Below are 18,806 nucleotides of genomic sequence, written 5' to 3' on the forward strand. Positions count from 1 at the left end.
GCTTGCGGAATTTCTACATAATCTTACGGAATTTTTACACAATCCGCATTCATAATAAAAAAGGAAGAAAGTAAAGGTTTAATATTCTATTTTTAAGTGCAGTGAATATTTGAAGGTGTAAAATTACTTATTTTTCTTTATTTTCATTATCTGGAATGAGGAAATCAGGCCGCAGGATAGAGAATTTTAGTCTGTACTTGTTGATTCCACGGTTTTCGATTCATTGTTTATCTTGCTGGCCTGGAAAATGGGCTGATAATTTCCGACAGAACAAGAATCTGATAAGAGAATGAGCTTAATAATAAAAAACGAGAGAAGAATGAGCTTAATAATAAAAAACGAGAGAGTCTCAAATTATAAAAAATAATCATGTTCAGCAGACCCGATAAAATAAGTAAACATGCATAGAATAATATGTATAAAAGAAGAATTATATAAAGCAGATTGTTGAACAACGAGGTTGGGGGGCGGTCTCGAAGATCACTATCAGGGGTTAACAACATCAAAACTTATCGGTAGATGTCTGGAAGGTTGTTTTTTAACAGGAATGAAAAAATCATACTGTGGATTTCCCTGCCAGAAGCCAGATTATTCTTCGACCCCCGAAACAAAAGTATTTGTGGATTTTGAGCAAGGCTTTTTCCCGGCTATTATTTTACTGCATGCTCAGACAGCAGAAAGTGTGTAACCAGGGGAAGAAGATATGGTTAACCCAGCTTTTTCAAGATTTACAAAATAACAGTGAAGATTATGGCTTCGCCTCTATTGGCGAACTAACATAAAAACACAATAAACAACAAAATATTTGACATAAAATTTGACATAAAAGGAGGCTCGAATTATAGCAACGTTAACAGTTCTGAAGTTTGAGACTGCTGGTGGTGCTGAAAAGGCACTTCATGTGGTAGAGGATTTGAGCAAGAAACAGTTGATTACCCTGCAGGATGCAGCTATAGTCACCTGGCCTGAGGGGAAAAATAAACCAAAAACCAAGCAATTAACCAGTATGTCCGGGGTAGGTGCGCTTAGCGGAGCCTTTTGGGGTATGCTGTTTGGTCTGATTTTCTTTGTCCCGATATTTGGTATGGTTGTTGGAGCTGCACTGGGCGCACTAACCGGTTCCATGGCTGATGTGGGGATCAGTGACGATTTTATCCGGTCGGTCCGCAGCAAAGTGACAGAAGGCACATCAGCCCTCTTCTTGATGACCAGCGATGCCGTACTTGATAAGGTAAAGGAAGCCTTCAAAGGAATGGACTTTGAACTCATTGCTTCCAACCTGTCCAAAGAAGAAGAGGACAAGCTGCGTGCAGCCTTTGCAGAAGAAGGAGAAGAAGTAGCTCCAGCATACTGAATATTGACCTGAAAACCGCCTTTCCGGGAATTAAAGTATTTTCGGAAATTGGTTGTAAGTAAAGAACAATGATTTCCGAATAGAGTTAAGCTTGAGGTGGGAGCGAAAAGTCAGTCTTTCCCTCTACTCTTATTTTTCCCTCCATTCTGTATTTTATACTTTTCTTAAAGTTTCAAAGCTCTTTTATAGATCAACTCAACTGCGTAAGTTATTTCTTTATTTCAGCCATGTATTTAAGTCCTGCTTTCCTGGTCCCGGCACAAAATCAATTATTAGCCAGAATTGAGGTGAAAACTCATCCACACCCATATTCCATCATCTTCAATTTCTGTTACTGATTTCTATTACTGATTTCTGTTACTGATTTCTGTTACTGATTTCTGTTACTGATTTGATATTACAGCATGATCGTTTCGGTGCACCGAAGTTCATCCCACTCAAATCTGACAAAGCTGACAAACTTGCCAGGCTCGTTCTTGACAGTTTTAAGAGTACATGTCAACCAGGTCTTCCAGGGAGAAGTCGACAGCATTGCTCAGATCGAAGGGCTCTGGCTCATTGACTACGCAAATGCAATTACCATCGAGTCTGATGACGAATTCGACGACAAGCGAACATGAAATTCTTAGAATAACAGGCACAAACAAATGAAAGTGCTTAAAAGCATTTTCATACTAAATTAGTTTGCTTGAGCGAAGCGAAACAGACCTCTGTTTTTGCACTTGCAGTGCAACTAAAAGAAAAATCATAGATTTTTCTGATCCCGAAGCGAGACTCGGACAGGTCAGAAAAAACTGCAACTTAATCATCTTTTCCAATAGAAAGGAGCAATCCATTTCATCAGACCCGATAAAATAAATCAACATGCATAGGATAATATATATAAAAGAATAATTATATAAAGCAAAATATTAATATCGAGCTTGGGGGGAGCAGGCTCGAAGGTTCCTTAGGGGTTAACAGCATCAAAATTTACGGTAGATACCTGGCAAGCAGTTTTCAGAGTAATAAAAGACATCTGACAAAATCTCAAGCTTTCAGGTTCAAACCGATAATCAAAAAGGCATTTTAATGGAATTTATTTCGCTCAGGATAGCTTTGTCTATGGCAGGATACCAGTATCTCTAGATACCAGTATCTATGAACCGTAAGGCCATGAGGAAACAACCCATGAAGAAAGCATACTGCATTAATGGAGATAACGGTTACACCTTGATTGGCGAGCTGGCATAAAAACAAAGCAACGAAGAAAAAAAGTGAATATAAAAGGAGGTTTAAACATAGCAACTCTAACAGTTCTAAAATTTAACACTCCTCGCGGTGCAGAAGATGCACTTGCAGTGGTAGAGGATTTAAGTAAGAGGCAACTGATCACTCTGCAAGACGCAGCCATCGTCTCCTGGCCTGAGGGAAAAAAGAAGCCAGAGACAAGCCAATTAACCAGCATGGCCGGGGCAGGCGCACTGAGCGGGGCATTCTGGGGCATGCTGTTAGGCCTGATCTTTCTGGTTCCGATCTTCGGGATAGTCGTCGGAACAGCTATTGGTGCACTGTCCGGCTCCTTTGCCGACGTGGGGATCAGTGATGATTTCATAAAGTCGGTCCGCAGCAAAGTGACAGAAGGCACATCAGCCCTGTTTTTGATGACCAGCGATGCCGTACAGGATAAGGTAAAGGAAGCTTTCAAAGGAATGGACTTTGAGCTCATTGCTTCCAACCTGTCCAAAGAAGAAGAAGACAAATTGCGTGAAGCCTTTGCTGAAGAATAAACTTAGTATATAAAATCAGGTTTGACCAGGGAGAATCTCTCTGGAAACCACTTTAGATTTCTCGAAATTGATAGTTAGGCAAGAAAATTGCTGATTATAAATAAAAAGGATGTAGAGAGGAAAAAAGTTCACTTTCTATTTGCTTTTGTTCCAGAATTTTTCAAAACATCAACTAACAATCGGGAGGAAACAGATATACCGCTTAAAGAATACCGCTTCGAGTTCGAGGTGACCGGGGAACCGGATGTTGCCAGCGGAAAAGGCGCACCTGGAAGGGCTCAGCTCTATATAGACGAAAACTTAGTCGGGCAGGCTGAGGTCCCGGTAACGACCCCACTTATGCTTGGGCTAACAAGCGAGGTTACCTGCGGGTCAGCTCCCGGGGCTCCGGTCACACCCGACTACCAGCCTCCCTTTGAGTTTACAGGCAAAATTTACAGCGTGACCGTGGATGTGAGCGGCAAACTGATCGAGGACAAAGAAGCTGAAACACGCATGGTCATGGCGAGGCAGTAAAGATAGGATAGAGGCCTGGCGGTCCGGTAACTGCCAGACCTATCACAGGGGAGAAATCATCACGGACAAAGGTCATCGAAGCGAATTTTCCAGAAGCACACCATACTGGCTGCGTCGAGCAGGCATTATGAGCTGGCTCTTCCTGGGCATCTTGCTCGCCGCTAGCACAATATTAAGCATCATTACAACGGTGAGCGGTATTATAGTCCCGTTGCTCGTTGCTGTAGTGATAGGAATTGTTTTCAGGCCGCTGGTAGACATGCTGGAACGGCGGCATGTTCAACGTAATACTGGCACGGTGCTGACAATGTTTCTTATATTTCTGGGTGCCGCTATCCTGTTTATGGTCCTGGTCAGAGGTTTCATTGATCAGGGAGCCGAGATCGTTCGCCAGCTCAATGCCGGATGGGCCAGCCTTGAGGCATGGTTACTGCAGTTCGAGGTACAAACAGTGCACCGCTTACAGGAGGAGGGAGTTTTTGCGGAGGACTAAGCGGTTCGGATACACGGGACAAAAGGAGAATATCGAGTGGCAGAAAACACAGGAAGATCTTACGAAACCCGAATCATGGCCCAAATGATTATCCGAGTCATGGAGTTAAAATCCAAGCAGGGAACCCAGGCTCAGGGGAGGGACTGCTAAATGACAAACTCTCTACCCCCCCGAATCCACGTGCTGGCCAAGCCGACAGGAGCTATCTGCAACCTGGCTTGTTCCTACTGCTTCTACCTGCATAAAAAGCTACTCTATCCTGAAAGCAGGTTCCGCATGTCAGACGAAGTGCTGGAGAACTACATCCGGCAGCTTATCGCAGCCCACCGCAGCCAGCAGGTAACTGTTGCCTGGCAGGGAGGAGAACCCACCCTGATGGGAATCGACTTTTACAGGCGTGCAATCGAACTTCAGGAAAAGTACAGAAAACCGGAAATGGTATTCGAAAACACGATGCAGACCAACGGCACGCTTCTGGACGACGAATGGTGCCGATTCTTTAAGGAAAATGACTTTCTCATTGGCATCAGCATCGACGGCCCGCGAGAACTACACGACGCCTGCCGGGTGGACAAAAAAGGGGAAGGAAGCTTCGAGCGGGTTATGGAGGGACTTCATCTCCTGCAAAAATACGGCGTAGAGTACAATGTCCTGACAACAGTAAACAGGGTCAATGCCGATTATCCGCTGGAAGTCTATCGCTTCCTGCGGGATGAAGCCGGAACAGATTGGATTCAGTTTATTCCGGTTGTAGAACGAATCAATGAGGGAGGACGTGCCCTTTACCAGAAAGGAGACACGGTCTCGGACCGCTCAGTCCAGCCCCAACAATTCGGAAAGTTTCTGAGCTGCATTTTTGACGAATGGGTGAGAGAGGATGTTGGAAAGGTCTTTGTGCAGACCTTTGAGGCTTCTGCACGCCGATGGCTCGGGCTGCCTTCAGGAATGTGCGTTTTTGAGGAAACATGCGGGATGGGGCTTGCTCTGGAGCACAACGGAGACCTCTACTCATGCGACCATTTTGTAGAGCCGGACTATCTGCTGGGCAATATAATGGAAAAACAGATAGGCGAGCTTGCCGCTTCGGAAAAACAGTACAGGTTTGGGCAGGACAAACGCGACACTCTCCCGCAGACATGCCGGGAGTGTGAGGTGTTCTTTGCCTGCAGAGGGGAATGCCCTAAAAACCGCTTCCTCACCACTCCTGCCGGGGAACCCGGACTGAACTACCTCTGTGAGGGCTGGAAAGCTTTCTTCCGGCACATCGACTTTCCAATGAAGATCCTAGCAGGCCTGATACGCAGGGGCTACCCGGCATCAGAGGTGATGCAGGTCCTTGCTCTTGAAGACGCTTTTGCGAGGGCCGGACGAAACGAGCCCTGTCCCTGCGGCAGCGGGCTCAAGTTCAAACGCTGTCACGGTAGCGAGAAAAAAGAATCTGGAAAGAAGGACCGGAAGGTTTCTTAAAAGAGCTGCCTCGAGACATCAATCATCAATTAGTCAATCAATAAACCAATTTATCCAGGGGGATTAAGAATGACAGAAAAGAAACCGAATATTCTGGTCATATGGGGAGATGACATTGGCATTAGCAACCTTAGCTGCTACAGCGACGGTTTGATGGGCTACAGAACACCGAATATTGATAGAATTGCTGATGAAGGTATCAGGTTTACGGACTCTTACGGAGAGCAGAGCTGCACTGCCGGCAGGGCATCTTTTATCACCGGGCAGAGTGCCTTCCGTACAGGGTTGAGCAAGGTGGGAATGCCAGGAGCCAAAGTGGGACTTCAGCCCGAAGACCCTACAATTGCCGAACTGCTTAAACCGCTGGGTTATGCGACTGGCCAGTTTGGAAAGAACCATCTCGGGGACCGGGACGAACACCTGCCCACAAACCATGGTTTTGACGAGTTCTTTGGCAACCTTTATCATTTGAATGCTGAAGAGGAACCCGAAGAACGCGATTATCCGCCTGAAAAAGACTTTCCTAATTTCAGAAAGAACTATGGCCCAAGGGGTGTAATCCATAGTTATGCCGACGGCCGCATCGAGGATACCGGCCCGTTGACCAGAAAACGTATGGAAGAAGTAGACCAGGAGTTTCTGGATGCTGCCATCGATTTTATAAAACGTCAGCATGAGGCGGACAAGCCTTTCTTTGTCTGGTTCAATACCACAAAAATGCATTTCAGGACACACATCCCGGACAGGATACGGGGACAGTCGGGGCGCTGGCAATCCGCGTACCATGACGCCATGATTGAGCACGATCGGCAGGTAGGCGTGCTTCTCGACCTGCTGGACGAAATAGATATTGCGGATGATACCATTGTTATCTACAGTACGGACAACGGACCACATATGAACTCCTGGCCCGATGCGGCCATGACTCCGTTCCGCAACGAGAAAAACTCCTGCTGGGAGGGAGCTTTCCGTGTTCCTGAGGTAATACGCTGGCCTGGCAAGATCCCGGCAGGCACGATTTCTAATGAGATTGTGAGCCACCTGGACTGGCTGCCCACTTTGCTTGCCGCAGCAGGAGAACCGGATATTAAGGAGAAGCTCAAAAAAGGCCACAAAGAAGGAGACAAAACTTTCAAGGTGCATCTTGACGGTTATAACCTGCTTCCTTACCTGACCGGAAAGGAGAAAAAATCACCCCGGGATGAGTTCTTTTACTTCTCCGACGATGGAGATCTGGTAGCTCTACGGTACGACAACTGGAAAATGGTCTTTTTGGAGCAACGCGCCATCGGCACGCTCCTGGTCTGGGCAGAACCTTTTGTCCCTCTGCGTGTACCAAAAATATTCAACCTGCGTACTGACCCTTATGAAAGGGCGGATCGGACCTCAAACACTTATTACGACTGGTTGCTCGACCACGCATTCCTGCTGGTGCCTGCCCAGGGTGTAGTGGGAAACTTTCTGGCAACGTTTAAAGAATTCCCTCCACGCCAGAAAGCGGCAAGTTTTACCGTTGACAGGGTAATGGAAAAGCTTTTGCAGGGAATCGGGAGCACCTGAAGGTTGAAGTCCCGTATCCGGAACATTCTACTCCTTCAGGGTAATGCTCAGTAACATGAGTAGACTGTTCTTATATGGAACCAAAAACAGATTTTCAGGAAATTCAAACTGGATAATGCCTGTTCGGGATTTCAGGAGCCCCTCATCATTTGAGCCTTGCTTCGGTTCCTGTATAGGTGGTGGGCTATTGGTTGAGGAGTCGCTGCTTGCAAGTACTCCACCGACGGCCCGATAATAGGATGCGGAATCTGTGAGTTGATGCAATTGGTTGCTCGCGGGTGTCGTTCTTCATCCAGCTTCCCAAAAGAACCGATTTCAGATTCAACGGCGTTTAGAAACGGGAGTGAACCGCCAGTACGGGAAGTTGGATGGGCGATCGCATCGCAGGTGTTCCATACAGGGAATGTCAAATCGGCAGGGTAAGCCTCAGCCTTCACCAGCGAGTGCACACTCCAGCACTTTACCTCCACCGCCACAAAAGGCAGTGGATTTTATGACTTCATCTGAAATAAAGTAAGAGGAATTGATAATGTCCGAAAGTCTCTCTTTGTGGAACGAAACACCAGCTAAGAAAGCAATCATCAATTACGTAAACGTCATCTCAAATCCTGAGAGCGCTGATTTTGTTCCAGAAGCCGAGCGAATTGCCGTCCTGGACAACGATGGAACCATGTGGGTGGAGAAGCCCGTCTATGTTCAGGTTTTCTTTGTCATAGACCGGCTGAAACAGCTGGCTGAGGCAGACCCTACACTCCTGGACCAGCCACATTTTAAGGCAGCAGCAACGGGCGACCTGACCTACTTTTTCAAGATTGATCCCCATGCTGGCGGCGATATTAAAGTGCTGATGCAGATCGTCTTTGATTCTCACGCCGGCATGTCTCAGGACGATTTTATGCTTATGGCTAAAGAGTTTATGGAGACCGCCAAGCATCCCCGTTTTGGCGTGTTGTACAAGGACCTGACGTACAAGCCAATGGTTGAGCTTGCACGCTACCTTGGTGATAACGGCTTTAAGGTCTTCCTGGCTTCTGGAGGCGGCATGAGTTTTATGCGTACAGTCTCGGAGGAGATCTACAACATTCCAAGAGAGCGGGTTATCGGCAGCAACATCTCATTTGAGACCCGGATGACTGATAAGGGGCCGGTAGTTTTCCGCAGGAGAGGTCTGGTCGATCCCATCGACGACGGAGCAGGCAAGCCGGTCAATATCGAGCTGCATATCGGCCGCAAGCCCATCCTGGCCGCCGGCAATTCGGATGGAGATCTGCATATGCTGTGGCTGGCACAGAAAAGTGGTTACCGCTCTCTATCGTTGCTGCTCCGCCATGACGATGCAAAGCGCGAGTACGCCTATGACGAGGGAAGCGAGAAGACGCTGCAGATGGCAAAGGAACGTGGCTGGATCGTGGTCAGCATGAAGGATGATTGGAAGACTGTGTTCTGAGATATTTCAGTTCAACGCCAAAGAAGGTGCAAGGTATGAAAACCACAAGAAACAGGATGAAAAGGACTACAATATCCCAGCAAATGTTAGTAAAAGAGATTGAGCCTTTGAACAATAAGGAAGGGCGGCTATTCGATAGAATAAGTCACTTGATCTAGCTTATGAATAAAAAAACGAAAATTTGTAATTAAATAATTCATTATTTGTTGGATTGGACTGCTTACTTTAAAAAACTTCTGTACCATTATTGTAAATAATATAATTATATATTATTGTATATATAAACTGTTTTGTATCCGTGGGGGGAACAATCTGGAATAGTCCAAAGAGCCAGCAGCCTGGATCAGAAGCAGCCTGGACCAGACTTGGAAGTAAGTTCCAGTGTTACTACAGTTTCAGGCTAACCAGTATCATCCTCCTCTGGTCTATAACAAAAAATAGACACTGCAAGGCAGGTAAGTGAATTTAGTAAACAAAGGGAGTGATTTTGATGAAGCGAATCATGGGCGGTCTCAGGGGCCGTGGAGAAGAAAGCGTACAACGCTACAAAATGCACGAAAAACTTGTTACCATCGGAGACGACTACTGGATAGAAAACGAAGCTGGGGAGCGGGCATTCTATGTTGATGGTAAAGCTCTCCGGATTCGCGACACTCTGATCATCAAAGATGTGCAGGGAAATGAAGTGTATAAACTCAAGGAGAAACTTCTCAGGATAAAGGATACGATGGACATCGAGGATGCGGATGGAAAAACAGCCGCAACAATTAAAAAAGCCCTGGTTACACCTCTCCGAGACCGATTTAAAGTTGAAGTCGCAAATGGGCCTGAAATGGATGTACAGGGAAATATCCTGGATCATGAATACGAGATCAAGGAAGGGAGGGAAAAAGTTGCAGAGATTTCGAAAAAATGGTTCCGGATAAGAGATACCTATGGAGTGGAGGTTTCTCCGGGACAGGATGCTGCCCTGATCCTTGCAATTACTGCGGCACTTGACCAGATGGTACATGACTGAAAAGAGATGGGGAGAGAAGAATGGTTGAGACCGTTTCCTTTTTGAACTTTCTTGAAACCATTGGTGTCCTTGCGACTCTGATCTTTGTTCTCACCAGCATGCTTGGCATGGGCTTCTCCCTCACAGTTCAGCAGATACTCGTCCCATTGAGAAACAGGAATCTGGTTATCTTCTCGCTGGCAGCCAATTTTGTACTCGTCCCTCTGCTCGCCCTCGTTATACTTCTGATCTTCCCGCTTTCCGACGGACTTTCCATCGGGCTTTTCCTTCTCGGCACTTCCGCTGGAGCCCCGTTTCTTCCGAAACTTGCACAGGTGGCAAAGGGTGACACCGCTTTTGCAGTCGGGCTAATGGTGCTCCTGATGGTAGTGACTATTATTTACGTCCCTATAGTCCTCCCACTTTTGCTCTCAGGGGTTACAATCAACCCCTGGGATATAGCAAAGTCCCTTATCCTGTTAATGCTCCTCCCACTTGCAATTGCCCTGTTCATCAGAGCCAGGTACGAAGAAGTAACCGATGGGCTCCTGCCCATAATGACCCAGGCTACCAACCTTTCTCTGCTTGTTCTTTTCGTGGCTTTCTTTGTGGTCTACTTCTCTGACCTCATAGGCGTTATCGGCAGCACCGCAATTATGGCGGCAGTAGTTTTTGTGCTTGTTTCATTTATCACAGGCTACTTCCTCGGAGGACCCAGCAGGCCTATCAGGAGAGTGCTTGCCCTCGGGACCGCCCAGCGCAACCTTTCGGCAGCCCTGGCAATTGCCACGCTCAATTTCACAGACCCGGACGTAATGGTCATGATCCTGGTAGTGGCACTGGCAGGCCTTATACTGCTGATGTTTATAGGAGGAGAGATGGGGAAAAAGGCAAAAATGCCTGGAGGGGAGATCCGGGAGCAAGAAAACCTTTCTTCAGCACCGGGAAAGTAAAAAGAGATATAGAAATCTAAAAAAAGCGATCATCTATAAGGATGACAAAACGAGCATGAAATTCTTTGAATAACAGGCATACTTAACGAGAATACCTGCAGGTAATAGGATTTTCATACTAAAGAAGGGGGGAATATGAGAAATATGGAAACAAAATCAGTTTCAGGGCCTGTCACCGGAACACGTCTGACAGAAGAATACGTCAGGATGCTTGGACGGCTGGCTTACTTTATGACCTGGCCAATGGTGAACATGCACAACCGCCACACCATTTTTCAGAAAGTTCCGGAGCCTGGCCTGGCTGGCGGGATTGTGCCTGTAGCACCTTTGAATCAGTTAAGCATGTTAACCGATTACATAGACCCGATGGAACGGGTTGTCGCCTGCCCGAATCAGGACGTAGTATATGGTTTAGGTATTACTTCTCTTGACCGTGAGCCTGTGATCGTTCAGGTGCCGGACTTCGGGGACAGGTTCTGGGTCTATCAGGCATGTGACCAGCGTACTGACGGCTTTACAAGGCTTGGGAAAATGTATGGGACTGAACCTGGCTTTTACATGCTTGTCGGTCCGGAATGGAGAGGAGATCTACCAAAAAGCGTCAAAAATGTCTTTCGGTCACCTACCAATATTGGTGCCATTATTCCCCGCGTCTTTATGAACGATACCGCCGATGACAGGAAAAAAATCCAGCCACTTATCAGCCAGATCATGGCATATCCCCTGAGCCAGTTCACAGGAGAGATGAAAACAAAAGACTGGTCAAAGACCCCTGAATTTCCGTCCATAGGCGGAGGCGAAGAAGAGGTACAGTGGGTTATGCCTGAGGCCTTTCCCGAAGTGCTGCCTCAGATTCTGGACGAGGTCCCACCGCTTCCAGGTGAGGAGACACTCTACGAACAAGTTCGTGCAGTCCTGAGGGCTGCAGCTGAGAATACGGCTCTCAAAAATGTACTGCAGCAGGCCGCCATCGAGGCGGACAAAGAGCTTATCAAGCCACTTTTCCAGTTCCGGAACTATGGCATTCCCTGTCCGTATAACTGGACAACTATAACAAACAGCGCTGCTTTCGGTACGGACTATTTTACACGCACAGCTGTTGCCAAATCAAATATTTTTGTTAACCAGCCACTGGAGACAAAGTACTTTTACCAGGATCTCGATGCTGCCGGGGAACGGCTGAACGGAGGCCATTATTACACGGTCACCTTTTCCAGAGGCATGCTTCCACCGGTTAAAGGTTTCTGGTCGCTCACGCTTTATAACGAATATCACTTCTTTGCTCCAAATACTCTGAACCGCTACTCTCTGGGCACAAAGAACAGGAATCTACAGTATGAAAGCGACGGATCACTAACTCTTTACGTGCAGGCTGAACCTCCGGAAGAGGAAAAACTTCCCAACTGGTTACCTGCACCAGAGACTGATTTCACATTATATCTCCGCACTTACTGGCCCAAAACAGATATTCTTGAGAATAGGTGGACGCCACCTCCGGTAAAACGAATAAAGTAAAGAATTTCTAAGGGGAAAACGGATGCATAATGCCCTGTAACACATAAAGCCAACAATTATTTCGTTCTCAATTGCAGCAACTCCTAAACCGTTGTCTGCAAAACTCGCTAAGTCCGGGAACATATCGACAGATGGTAATATCGGTACATGGCGGTGTTCTTCGGCATAACTGGATATAGCCAGAATAAGTGCTTCTTCAATGTGTACGTGTGTAAAATCAGTTATAATCATTTGTATTCCTTCAGTCACAGTGTTCGCAGGTAGTCCATGTCTGTTTTGAGCCATATGTGAGCGCTACTGATCTCTGTAATTACTTCGGAACAAGCCAGAGCACAACTCCCAGAAAGCAAAGATAATCCGCGATATGTTTAAATTGAGATATTTTGATGAGGAGTTCTCCACAGAAAGGCTGCAAAAGGAGAATCCTTTGAAGGAGTTTGTAATAATCGACGGGCTAATTGTCCCTGTTTCTGCAGTTATGAAGGTATTGGATGAAAAAGAAGCTCAATTGCAGAAAGAATCCGGATTGGAAGATGAGAACCTGGAAACAAAAGAAAAAAGAGTCTCTTAAATTTCGGACTTCTCATTAAATATTGAGTTTAGCGGCGAAAAATAGCACAATTTGCATAGATTTACAATAGAATCTGTGCATTGAATAAACCGCAAAAATATACAGATTTTATCCTAAAACTCCCTACATTAGCATATACTGTGAAGTCACTACGGGATAGACATTTAATAGGGCAGATTAGCTGGAAAAAATTCAGATTCCACGCTGACCTTACATAACCTACACGGATAATATTTATATCTGATAGTATCCTATAGGGCACTATGGCAGCTACAACAACAATTTGTCTTGAGCCTGAAGTAAAAGAGTTACTTAATGGATTGAAGATCCATCCACAAGAATCTTACAACTCTGTCGTGAAAAGATTGGCTACAAATGCTTATGACTGGGAGCCACTTAGCGAAGAGTCAATAAAACAAATCGAAGAAGGACTGCGTGATTATAGAGAAGGAAAATACTTTACTCGTGAGGAAGTCTGGGGAGAAATTGAAAGAGAACGGAGAGAAAGGGCTGGAAAAACAAAGGTTGAAGAATGTACCGAATAAATTATTCTCCTGCAGTTAAAAGAGATCTTAAAAGATTACCTATGGATGTTCAGGATCATGTACGCAACGCTCTGGATGAGATAGTTGATAATCCTTATGAGCATGTTAAAAAGTTAAAGACTTCTTCGAACTCACCTATTTTTTCATATAGAATAGGATCTTATCGGGTTATTATATCGATTTATGATTTTGAATTGATAATCCTGGTTCTTGAAGTCGGAGATCGGAAAAATATCTATCGAAAATTTTGAGTCAAACTTTAAGATGCACAGGTTTTACTATAAAACCTATGCATGAGTGAAAACATAACGTGGTAACTTTAAAAAAGAGAAATTATTTTGGGATGTCTCAAAAATTGAGCTACAAACACTCTTGCGTGAAGAGAAACTTCCAGGCCGGCTTCTAATGATTGGCACGCCGCTAACAATTGCCTTAGGGGCTATTGTTGCTGCTTTTCTTTTAAAGGACATAACACTTGCAGAAGCAGGCCTGATTGGAGCTATGCTTGCTCCTACAGATGCAGGGCTTGGTCAGGCGATAGTTAACAATGCAAAAGTGCCTGCGAAAATCAGGCAGGCACTCAACGTGGAGAGTGGGCTTAATGATGGAGGTGCAATACCTTTCTTCCTCTTTTTTCTGATACTGGCAGGTGGAGAGGCACTGGAACAGCCAGTAGGTAACCCTGATTGTCCTGGCGTTTGAACAGATAGGTATAGGGATGCTTGTGGGCGCAGTTGTAGGGCTTGCAGGGGGATGGCTTTCTAGCAAAGCTGTAAGGGCCGGATGGATGTCAGGGCTTTACCGCAAAACGGGAGGAATTGGGGGAAATGAAACTGTAAGTCTTGCCGTGATCACGACTGTTTTTCTAAGCGTTTTTGTCAGGGGGCTACAGCAGGCCCTGGAAGTGAGTGGTATGCCCGCATAGTAGCGGCACTGCCTACTGATGCACCTGAGAGGAAGAAAGTAGGATAATCTCTTACAAGCTCCGACAACACAGCTGTCAAGAATTCATCAAATAATTCTGAGGGCAGGTTTTAGAAAATGTCTTGCTGCTTTATATCATTCTGCAGGGAATGCAGGCGATAGTAGGGCTGTTCAGTGAGTCTCTAGGTGTCTATTCAAAATTAGTAGACGATCTCTTCTTCCTTCTCTACTGGAGTATAGGAGTCTACATAATTATTCGCCTTATATCTATCACTTCAAACTGGTACTTATCCAAGGTACCTCTGCGGGATCGGGAAGAAATCGACCAGCGAGTTGTTCGCTCCGTACAATACATATTTCTGCTGGTTTTCAGTTTCCTAGCTATAGTTATACTCCTGAGACATTTCGGGATCACGGGGACTGTACTTACCGCATCACTTACAGCTCTCGGTCTCAGTGGAATAATCATTGGACTTGCAGCCCAGTCAACTATTGCTGATATAATTACCGGAATTGTGCTTCTTATTGACCGCCCCTTCAGAATTGGAGACCGTATTCGAATCGAAAAACTCGATACCTGGGGAGATGTGATAGAGATTGGGTGGAGGTCAACACGCATTCTAACAAGGGACAATCGGCTTGTAGTAATCCCCAATTCTGCCATCGGAATAGATATGATCACTAATTATTCCATACTCGATAAGATATTCCGTGTCGAAACCGATGTAGTTGTATCCTATGGCCCGGATATAGAGTACGTACGAAACCTGATTATTGAAGCTATGAAGCACGAAGACTGGATCATGTATGAAAATCCTGTACAGGTCCTCTTACTCGAGTTCACAGGGTCAGGAATGAAGTTCAAAGCCAGATGCTGGATCGAGAATTATGTGGAGACAAGGGTTTCAGAAGACCGACTGAATACGGCAATTTATAAAGCCCTGATAAATGCAAACATAGCAATGCCTTCTTCTGATATCATTATTCATTTTGCTGACCAGGGAATTGAGTTAACTATTTCCAAAAAGGACGATAATTGAAAAGGAAAATAAGATTTAGCAGAAAGAATAGAACAACTTCAATTTTAAAGAGTAATCCTTCTCAGCAGACCTGATAAAATAAATCAACCTGCATAAAATAATATATATAAAAGAATGATTATATAAAGAAGAATATTGAACAACGAGCTTGGGGGAAATCTCGAAGGTTCAACTGGGGTTGACAGTATAAAAATTAACATATAGCTGTCTGCAAGCGGTTTTCTTAATTAAAGAGACGTTTGACATATCTCAGCACCCGGGTTGAAATTGATAGTATTCAAAAAACAATTTTTAATTGATTCACCTACCTCTGGACAGCGTAGTCTGTGGAAGGATATCGGTATATCGAAACATGCAAGGTTACACTGCATGAAAAAATCATACTAAGGGCTTTCCTGCAATAAACTGGCTATTCCCTTGTCCCCACTACAAAAAGCTTGAGGGATTTAAGTAAGGCTCTTTCCCGGCTAAGATGCTGCTGCATGTTGAGACAGCAGAAAGTGTGTAGCCAGAGATGAAGATGAGATTAACCCGGCTTTTTCAAGATTTACAAAACGATAATGGAGATGATGGTTTCACCTCTATTAACGAACTGACGTGAAAATATAATAACCAGCAAATATGTCGCATAAAAGGAGGTTTGAATTATAGCAACTTTAACAGTTCTGAAATTTGAGACCGCTTATGGTGCTGAACAGGCTCTTCAGGTGATTGAAGATTTAAGCAAAAAACAGTTGATTACCCTGCGCGATGCAGCCATAGTCAGCTGGCCTGAGGGGAAAAAGAAACCAAAAACTAAGCAGTTAACCAGTATGACCGGGGTAGGTGCACTGAGCGGTGCTTTTTGGGGCATGCTATTTGGGCTGATCTTTTTTATTCCTATATTTGGCCTTGTAGCCGGAGCCGCAATAGGGGCTCTTGCCGGTTCCCTGTCCCATGTTGGTATTGATGAAGATTTCATAAAGTCTGTCCGCAGTAAAGTAACTGAAGGCACTTCAGCTCTCTTTCTGATGACCAGTGACATGGTGGAGGATAGGGTTGCAGATGCCATGAAGCAATTCAAGTTTGAAATTATTGCTACCAATCTGTCCAGGGAAGAAGAAGACAAGCTGCATGCTGCCTTTGCAGAAGAAGAAGCAGCGCCTGCACACTGAGTTTTGGACGAAAAATATCCCTTCATAGATGAAAATGTTCTCAGGAACTACCTTTAAAGCAGGGAAAGTGGTTCTTGAATTAAATGAATTGGGAGAGAGGAGTAAAAAGTAAACTCCTCTTCAGTTTTACACATTTATCCGAGAACTCCAAGTTGAGAGGAGAATGAACGCAATTTGGAGATTCCTTTTCTATCTGGGCTATCCGGTGGGATGCCTGGCTGAGTTAAATAGAGTACCACTCACACCTGACTACAAACCCCCAGGTTCACTGGGAATACTACCTGCTTTTGTCTGCTCGGAGTGTCACCTGAAGGAATCCACCTATGAAAGTTGCGAGACTTATCACCGGAATGAGATACTTCGTGATGATCCCGGTCATCGGGCTGGCTATTGCCGCCTTTACTTTGTTTATTATAGGCGGTGCAGATCTGGTTCGCTTCATGGTAGGTCTGGTTACCGGAATGGGAGGGGAAGGTCCGGATGTAGATATAATCGTTGAGATTGTGGAGGCAGTCCATCTTTTCCTGGTCGGCACGGTGCTCTTCCTTACTTCTATCGGGTTCTACCAGTTGTTTATCGAGCCGGTCCCTTTACCGGGTTGGCTGGAGATAAATGATGTTGAGGAACTGGAGTTAAACCTGGTGGGGCTCACTATTGTCGTTCTGGGGGTTAACTTCTTGAGCGTGATCGAATCGCAGGATACAGGTCTGGCTATTTACGGGATAGGTTATGCCTTGCCCATTATAGCTCTGGCTTACTTTATGAAGGTACGCTCACAGATGAGCAGGCAAAAAAGAGAGGAAACAGATGCTGTTCATGGAGAATCAGCTTCTGAGGATAGTGATACAGGCAGGTTAACAAACAAAAAATATTGAAGTTGAATTTGTTAATTACCCAGCTTCTCTTTTTTCGGCATGTTCTTCAATAATGAAGTGTTAATCACTGGTAAGGCGCATAACTTTTCAGCAGGTTTTCAAGGAAAAACCAGATTTTTTCAATCGAGGGAATAAAAACCCTCTCAGCCGGAGAATGAGGATCCTTGATAGTCGGCCCGAAGGATATCATTTCAATGCACTCGCATTTCGAGCCTATTACCCCGCATTCAAGCCCGGCATGTACGACTTTGATTTCCGGTTCTTTCCCGAAGGTCCCAGCATAAGCCTGCTTGCACTTCATAAGCAGCTCTGATTGAAGGTCCGGTTCCCAGGCAGGATATCCGCATTCATGTTCAACCCTGGCTCCTGCCAGTTTTGCAACGGTTTCCACCTTTCCCGTGACTTCGGCAAGTCGTGACATGACAGAACTGCGCTGGCTCGATACGATTCTTATTTCGTTTTCTCCTGTTCTTACGATTGCCAGGTTATTTGAGGTCTCAACAAGTCCGGGGATAGTATCAGAGACCCTGTGCACCCCATGAGGCATTCCGAGGAGAAGCCCGAAAAGCCTTTCTTCCGTCCCGGCTGAAAAGACCCTGTCTGAAGGCACTTCTCTTCTTGTAACCTTTTCTCTTGTAACCTTTCCTCCTGAAGTCTCAAAGATAACCCTGTTCTCAACCTCTTTAAGCTGGAGGGTAATTTCAGGATCAGACACTGCATACTCATTCCTGAGCGTCTGCTTGAGTCCGGAGACAAAGTCTTCTGCCTGCTTTTCTTTACTCCTTGAGAGGGCGATAAATGCTTCTGCATGATTTGGAATTGCGTTATGGACATTGCCTCCACTGAAGAAAACGATTCTGAGGTCTTCTTTTCCGACTTTTTCCTTAAGACTTACCAGCACTCTGGCAAGTAACTGAATCCCGTTTGCCCGCTGCCTGTGGATCTCAACTCCCGAGTGCCCTCCTTCAAGCCCCTCAACCGAGAGCCTGAATAGCCTGAACTCGTTTTCCTTGCTGTAGTTAAAAGGCTCCCATTCAACAGGCAGGTAAACCCTGGAGTTCTGCCCTCCTGCACATCCGACTATAAATATCCCTTCATCCTCCGAGTCCAGGTTCAGCAGGATTCTGCCTTCAAAGAAGCCTTCTTCAAGCCCACTGGCTCCTGTCAGTCCGGTTTCTTCGTCAACCGTGAAAAGAAGCTCCAGAGGCGGATGCTCAATCTCTCCGTTTATTCCGGATTCTGCAAGTACAAGCCCTATTACAATTGCAATCCCGTTGTCCGCCCCTATTGAAGTCCCATCTCCTCGCAACCATTCCCCGTCATACACACATTTTATAGGATCTTTGGAAAAATCGTGTCCTGACTCTCTGCATTTCTCACATACCATATCCATATGCCCCTGCAGCACAATTCCCGGAGAATCTTCGTATCCCGGAGTGGGAGGGACTTTTATCAGGACATTGTTTAAAGCATCGGTTTTCGCTTCAAGATTATGATTTCCTGCCCATTCCAGTAGCCACAGGGCAAGTTTTTCTTCATTTTTAGAACGGCGAGGGATTTTATTGATTTCTTCAAACGTTTTCAGGATTTCTCGGGTTTTTGGGTGCATGGGATCAGCTCATTTTT

19 protein-coding genes and 2 pseudogenes are annotated in these 18,806 nt (G+C 45.5%); 20 read left to right on the top strand and 1 reads right to left on the bottom strand.

Annotated features, from left to right (window positions below; translation table 11 throughout):
• Window positions 1-913: 913 nt before the first annotated feature.
• The 20 genes and pseudogenes from MSHOH_RS08835 (at window position 914) to MSHOH_RS08920 (ending at window position 17,180) form a co-directional block, all read left to right on the top strand.
• Window positions 914-1,354 (top strand): DUF1269 domain-containing protein, encoded by a 441-nt coding sequence (locus MSHOH_RS08835; protein WP_239451287.1) that lies wholly within the window; start codon window positions 914-916, stop codon window positions 1,352-1,354.
• Window positions 1,355-1,758: 404 nt separating this feature from the next.
• Window positions 1,759-1,956: pseudogene (locus MSHOH_RS25110) on the top strand (S-layer protein domain-containing protein); the annotation flags it as partial.
• A gap of 654 nt (window positions 1,957-2,610) precedes the next feature.
• Window positions 2,611-3,123, top strand: a complete 513-nt coding sequence (locus MSHOH_RS08840; protein ID WP_239451288.1) for a DUF1269 domain-containing protein — start codon at window positions 2,611-2,613, stop codon at window positions 3,121-3,123.
• 228 nt (window positions 3,124-3,351) lie between these two features.
• A complete protein-coding gene (locus MSHOH_RS08845) occupies window positions 3,352-3,639 on the top strand; it encodes a hypothetical protein (RefSeq protein ID WP_239451289.1) in 288 nt (95 codons plus the stop codon).
• Window positions 3,640-3,766: 127 nt separating this feature from the next.
• Entirely contained in the window at window positions 3,767-4,132 is a 366-nt protein-coding gene (locus MSHOH_RS08850) for an AI-2E family transporter (RefSeq protein WP_048139000.1), read from the top strand.
• Between the two features lie 150 nt (window positions 4,133-4,282).
• Window positions 4,283-5,599 (top strand): anaerobic sulfatase maturase, encoded by a 1,317-nt coding sequence (locus MSHOH_RS08855; protein ID WP_048139002.1) that lies wholly within the window; start codon window positions 4,283-4,285, stop codon window positions 5,597-5,599.
• 69 nt (window positions 5,600-5,668) lie between these two features.
• On the top strand, window positions 5,669-7,159 hold the full coding sequence (locus MSHOH_RS08860) for an arylsulfatase (protein ID WP_048139004.1): 1,491 nt from the start codon (window positions 5,669-5,671) through the stop codon (window positions 7,157-7,159).
• 368 nt (window positions 7,160-7,527) lie between these two features.
• Window positions 7,528-7,656: a hypothetical protein gene (locus MSHOH_RS25615; RefSeq protein WP_269849916.1), complete on the top strand. Its 129-nt coding sequence runs from the start codon at window positions 7,528-7,530 to the stop codon at window positions 7,654-7,656.
• Between the two features lie 32 nt (window positions 7,657-7,688).
• The gene (locus MSHOH_RS08870) at window positions 7,689-8,606 is read left to right on the top strand and encodes an HAD family hydrolase (protein ID WP_048139007.1); all 918 of its coding nucleotides are present in this window, start codon (window positions 7,689-7,691) and stop codon (window positions 8,604-8,606) included.
• Between the two features lie 490 nt (window positions 8,607-9,096).
• Window positions 9,097-9,624 carry an LURP-one-related/scramblase family protein gene (locus MSHOH_RS08875; protein WP_048139009.1) on the top strand — a complete coding sequence of 176 codons (528 nt, stop codon included), beginning with the start codon at window positions 9,097-9,099 and terminating at the stop codon, window positions 9,622-9,624.
• Window positions 9,625-9,644: 20 nt separating this feature from the next.
• Complete coding sequence (locus MSHOH_RS08880; RefSeq protein WP_048139013.1) at window positions 9,645-10,556, top strand: bile acid:sodium symporter family protein; 912 nt, start codon at window positions 9,645-9,647, stop codon at window positions 10,554-10,556.
• A gap of 135 nt (window positions 10,557-10,691) precedes the next feature.
• Window positions 10,692-12,071, top strand: coding sequence for a DUF1254 domain-containing protein (locus tag MSHOH_RS08885; protein WP_052730781.1), 1,380 nt, complete (start codon window positions 10,692-10,694; stop codon window positions 12,069-12,071).
• 364 nt (window positions 12,072-12,435) lie between these two features.
• Window positions 12,436-12,642 (top strand): hypothetical protein, encoded by a 207-nt coding sequence (locus MSHOH_RS08890; protein WP_239451290.1) that lies wholly within the window; start codon window positions 12,436-12,438, stop codon window positions 12,640-12,642.
• A gap of 263 nt (window positions 12,643-12,905) precedes the next feature.
• Window positions 12,906-13,187 carry a DUF7557 family protein gene (locus tag MSHOH_RS08895; RefSeq protein ID WP_048139015.1) on the top strand — a complete coding sequence of 94 codons (282 nt, stop codon included), beginning with the start codon at window positions 12,906-12,908 and terminating at the stop codon, window positions 13,185-13,187.
• Complete coding sequence (locus MSHOH_RS08900) at window positions 13,175-13,438, top strand: type II toxin-antitoxin system RelE family toxin (protein WP_048139017.1); 264 nt, start codon at window positions 13,175-13,177, stop codon at window positions 13,436-13,438. The genes MSHOH_RS08895 and MSHOH_RS08900 overlap by 13 nt, the downstream gene beginning before the upstream one ends.
• Before the next feature lie 94 nt (window positions 13,439-13,532).
• Window positions 13,533-13,889: pseudogene (locus tag MSHOH_RS25115) on the top strand (cation:proton antiporter domain-containing protein); the annotation flags it as partial.
• Window positions 13,890-13,911: 22 nt separating this feature from the next.
• Complete coding sequence (locus tag MSHOH_RS25120; RefSeq protein WP_239451292.1) at window positions 13,912-14,112, top strand: hypothetical protein; 201 nt, start codon at window positions 13,912-13,914, stop codon at window positions 14,110-14,112.
• Window positions 14,113-14,260: 148 nt separating this feature from the next.
• The gene (locus MSHOH_RS08910; RefSeq protein ID WP_239451293.1) at window positions 14,261-15,151 is read left to right on the top strand and encodes a mechanosensitive ion channel family protein; all 891 of its coding nucleotides are present in this window, start codon (window positions 14,261-14,263) and stop codon (window positions 15,149-15,151) included.
• A 707-nt stretch (window positions 15,152-15,858) separates the two neighbouring features.
• Complete coding sequence (locus MSHOH_RS08915) at window positions 15,859-16,305, top strand: DUF1269 domain-containing protein (RefSeq protein WP_239451294.1); 447 nt, start codon at window positions 15,859-15,861, stop codon at window positions 16,303-16,305.
• Window positions 16,306-16,628: 323 nt separating this feature from the next.
• The gene (locus MSHOH_RS08920; protein WP_048139019.1) at window positions 16,629-17,180 is read left to right on the top strand and encodes a YqhA family protein; all 552 of its coding nucleotides are present in this window, start codon (window positions 16,629-16,631) and stop codon (window positions 17,178-17,180) included.
• Window positions 17,181-17,244: 64 nt separating this feature from the next.
• On the opposite strand, the gene pepD is transcribed toward MSHOH_RS08920, so the two are convergent.
• Complete coding sequence (gene pepD, locus MSHOH_RS08925) at window positions 17,245-18,789, bottom strand: beta-Ala-His dipeptidase (protein ID WP_048139020.1); 1,545 nt, start codon at window positions 18,787-18,789, stop codon at window positions 17,245-17,247.
• Window positions 18,790-18,806: the final 17 nt, after the last annotated feature.

This window comes from Methanosarcina horonobensis HB-1 = JCM 15518 (assembly GCF_000970285.1).
GTDB lineage: Archaea > Halobacteriota > Methanosarcinia > Methanosarcinales > Methanosarcinaceae > Methanosarcina > Methanosarcina horonobensis.

What these genes read in the sequence shown, in the direction of transcription:
- MSHOH_RS25615 (WP_269849916.1), top strand. Translation starts at nt 7,528, where the DNA reads ATGGGCGATCGCATCGCAGGTGTTCCATACAGGGAATGTCAAATCGGC.
- MSHOH_RS08855 (WP_048139002.1), top strand. Translation starts at nt 4,283, where the DNA reads ATGACAAACTCTCTACCCCCCCGAATCCACGTGCTGGCCAAGCCGACA.
- MSHOH_RS08875 (WP_048139009.1), top strand. Translation starts at nt 9,097, where the DNA reads ATGAAGCGAATCATGGGCGGTCTCAGGGGCCGTGGAGAAGAAAGCGTA.
- MSHOH_RS08920 (WP_048139019.1), top strand. Translation starts at nt 16,629, where the DNA reads ATGAAAGTTGCGAGACTTATCACCGGAATGAGATACTTCGTGATGATC.
- MSHOH_RS08850 (WP_048139000.1), top strand. Translation starts at nt 3,767, where the DNA reads ATGAGCTGGCTCTTCCTGGGCATCTTGCTCGCCGCTAGCACAATATTA.
- MSHOH_RS08860 (WP_048139004.1), top strand. Translation starts at nt 5,669, where the DNA reads ATGACAGAAAAGAAACCGAATATTCTGGTCATATGGGGAGATGACATT.
- pepD (WP_048139020.1), bottom strand. Translation starts at nt 18,789, where the DNA reads ATGCACCCAAAAACCCGAGAAATCCTGAAAACGTTTGAAGAAATCAAT.
- MSHOH_RS08880 (WP_048139013.1), top strand. Translation starts at nt 9,645, where the DNA reads ATGGTTGAGACCGTTTCCTTTTTGAACTTTCTTGAAACCATTGGTGTC.
- MSHOH_RS08890 (WP_239451290.1), top strand. Translation starts at nt 12,436, where the DNA reads ATGTTTAAATTGAGATATTTTGATGAGGAGTTCTCCACAGAAAGGCTG.
- MSHOH_RS08870 (WP_048139007.1), top strand. Translation starts at nt 7,689, where the DNA reads ATGTCCGAAAGTCTCTCTTTGTGGAACGAAACACCAGCTAAGAAAGCA.
- MSHOH_RS08900 (WP_048139017.1), top strand. Translation starts at nt 13,175, where the DNA reads ATGTACCGAATAAATTATTCTCCTGCAGTTAAAAGAGATCTTAAAAGA.
- MSHOH_RS08885 (WP_052730781.1), top strand. Translation starts at nt 10,692, where the DNA reads ATGAGAAATATGGAAACAAAATCAGTTTCAGGGCCTGTCACCGGAACA.
- MSHOH_RS08895 (WP_048139015.1), top strand. Translation starts at nt 12,906, where the DNA reads ATGGCAGCTACAACAACAATTTGTCTTGAGCCTGAAGTAAAAGAGTTA.
- MSHOH_RS08910 (WP_239451293.1), top strand. Translation starts at nt 14,261, where the DNA reads ATGCAGGCGATAGTAGGGCTGTTCAGTGAGTCTCTAGGTGTCTATTCA.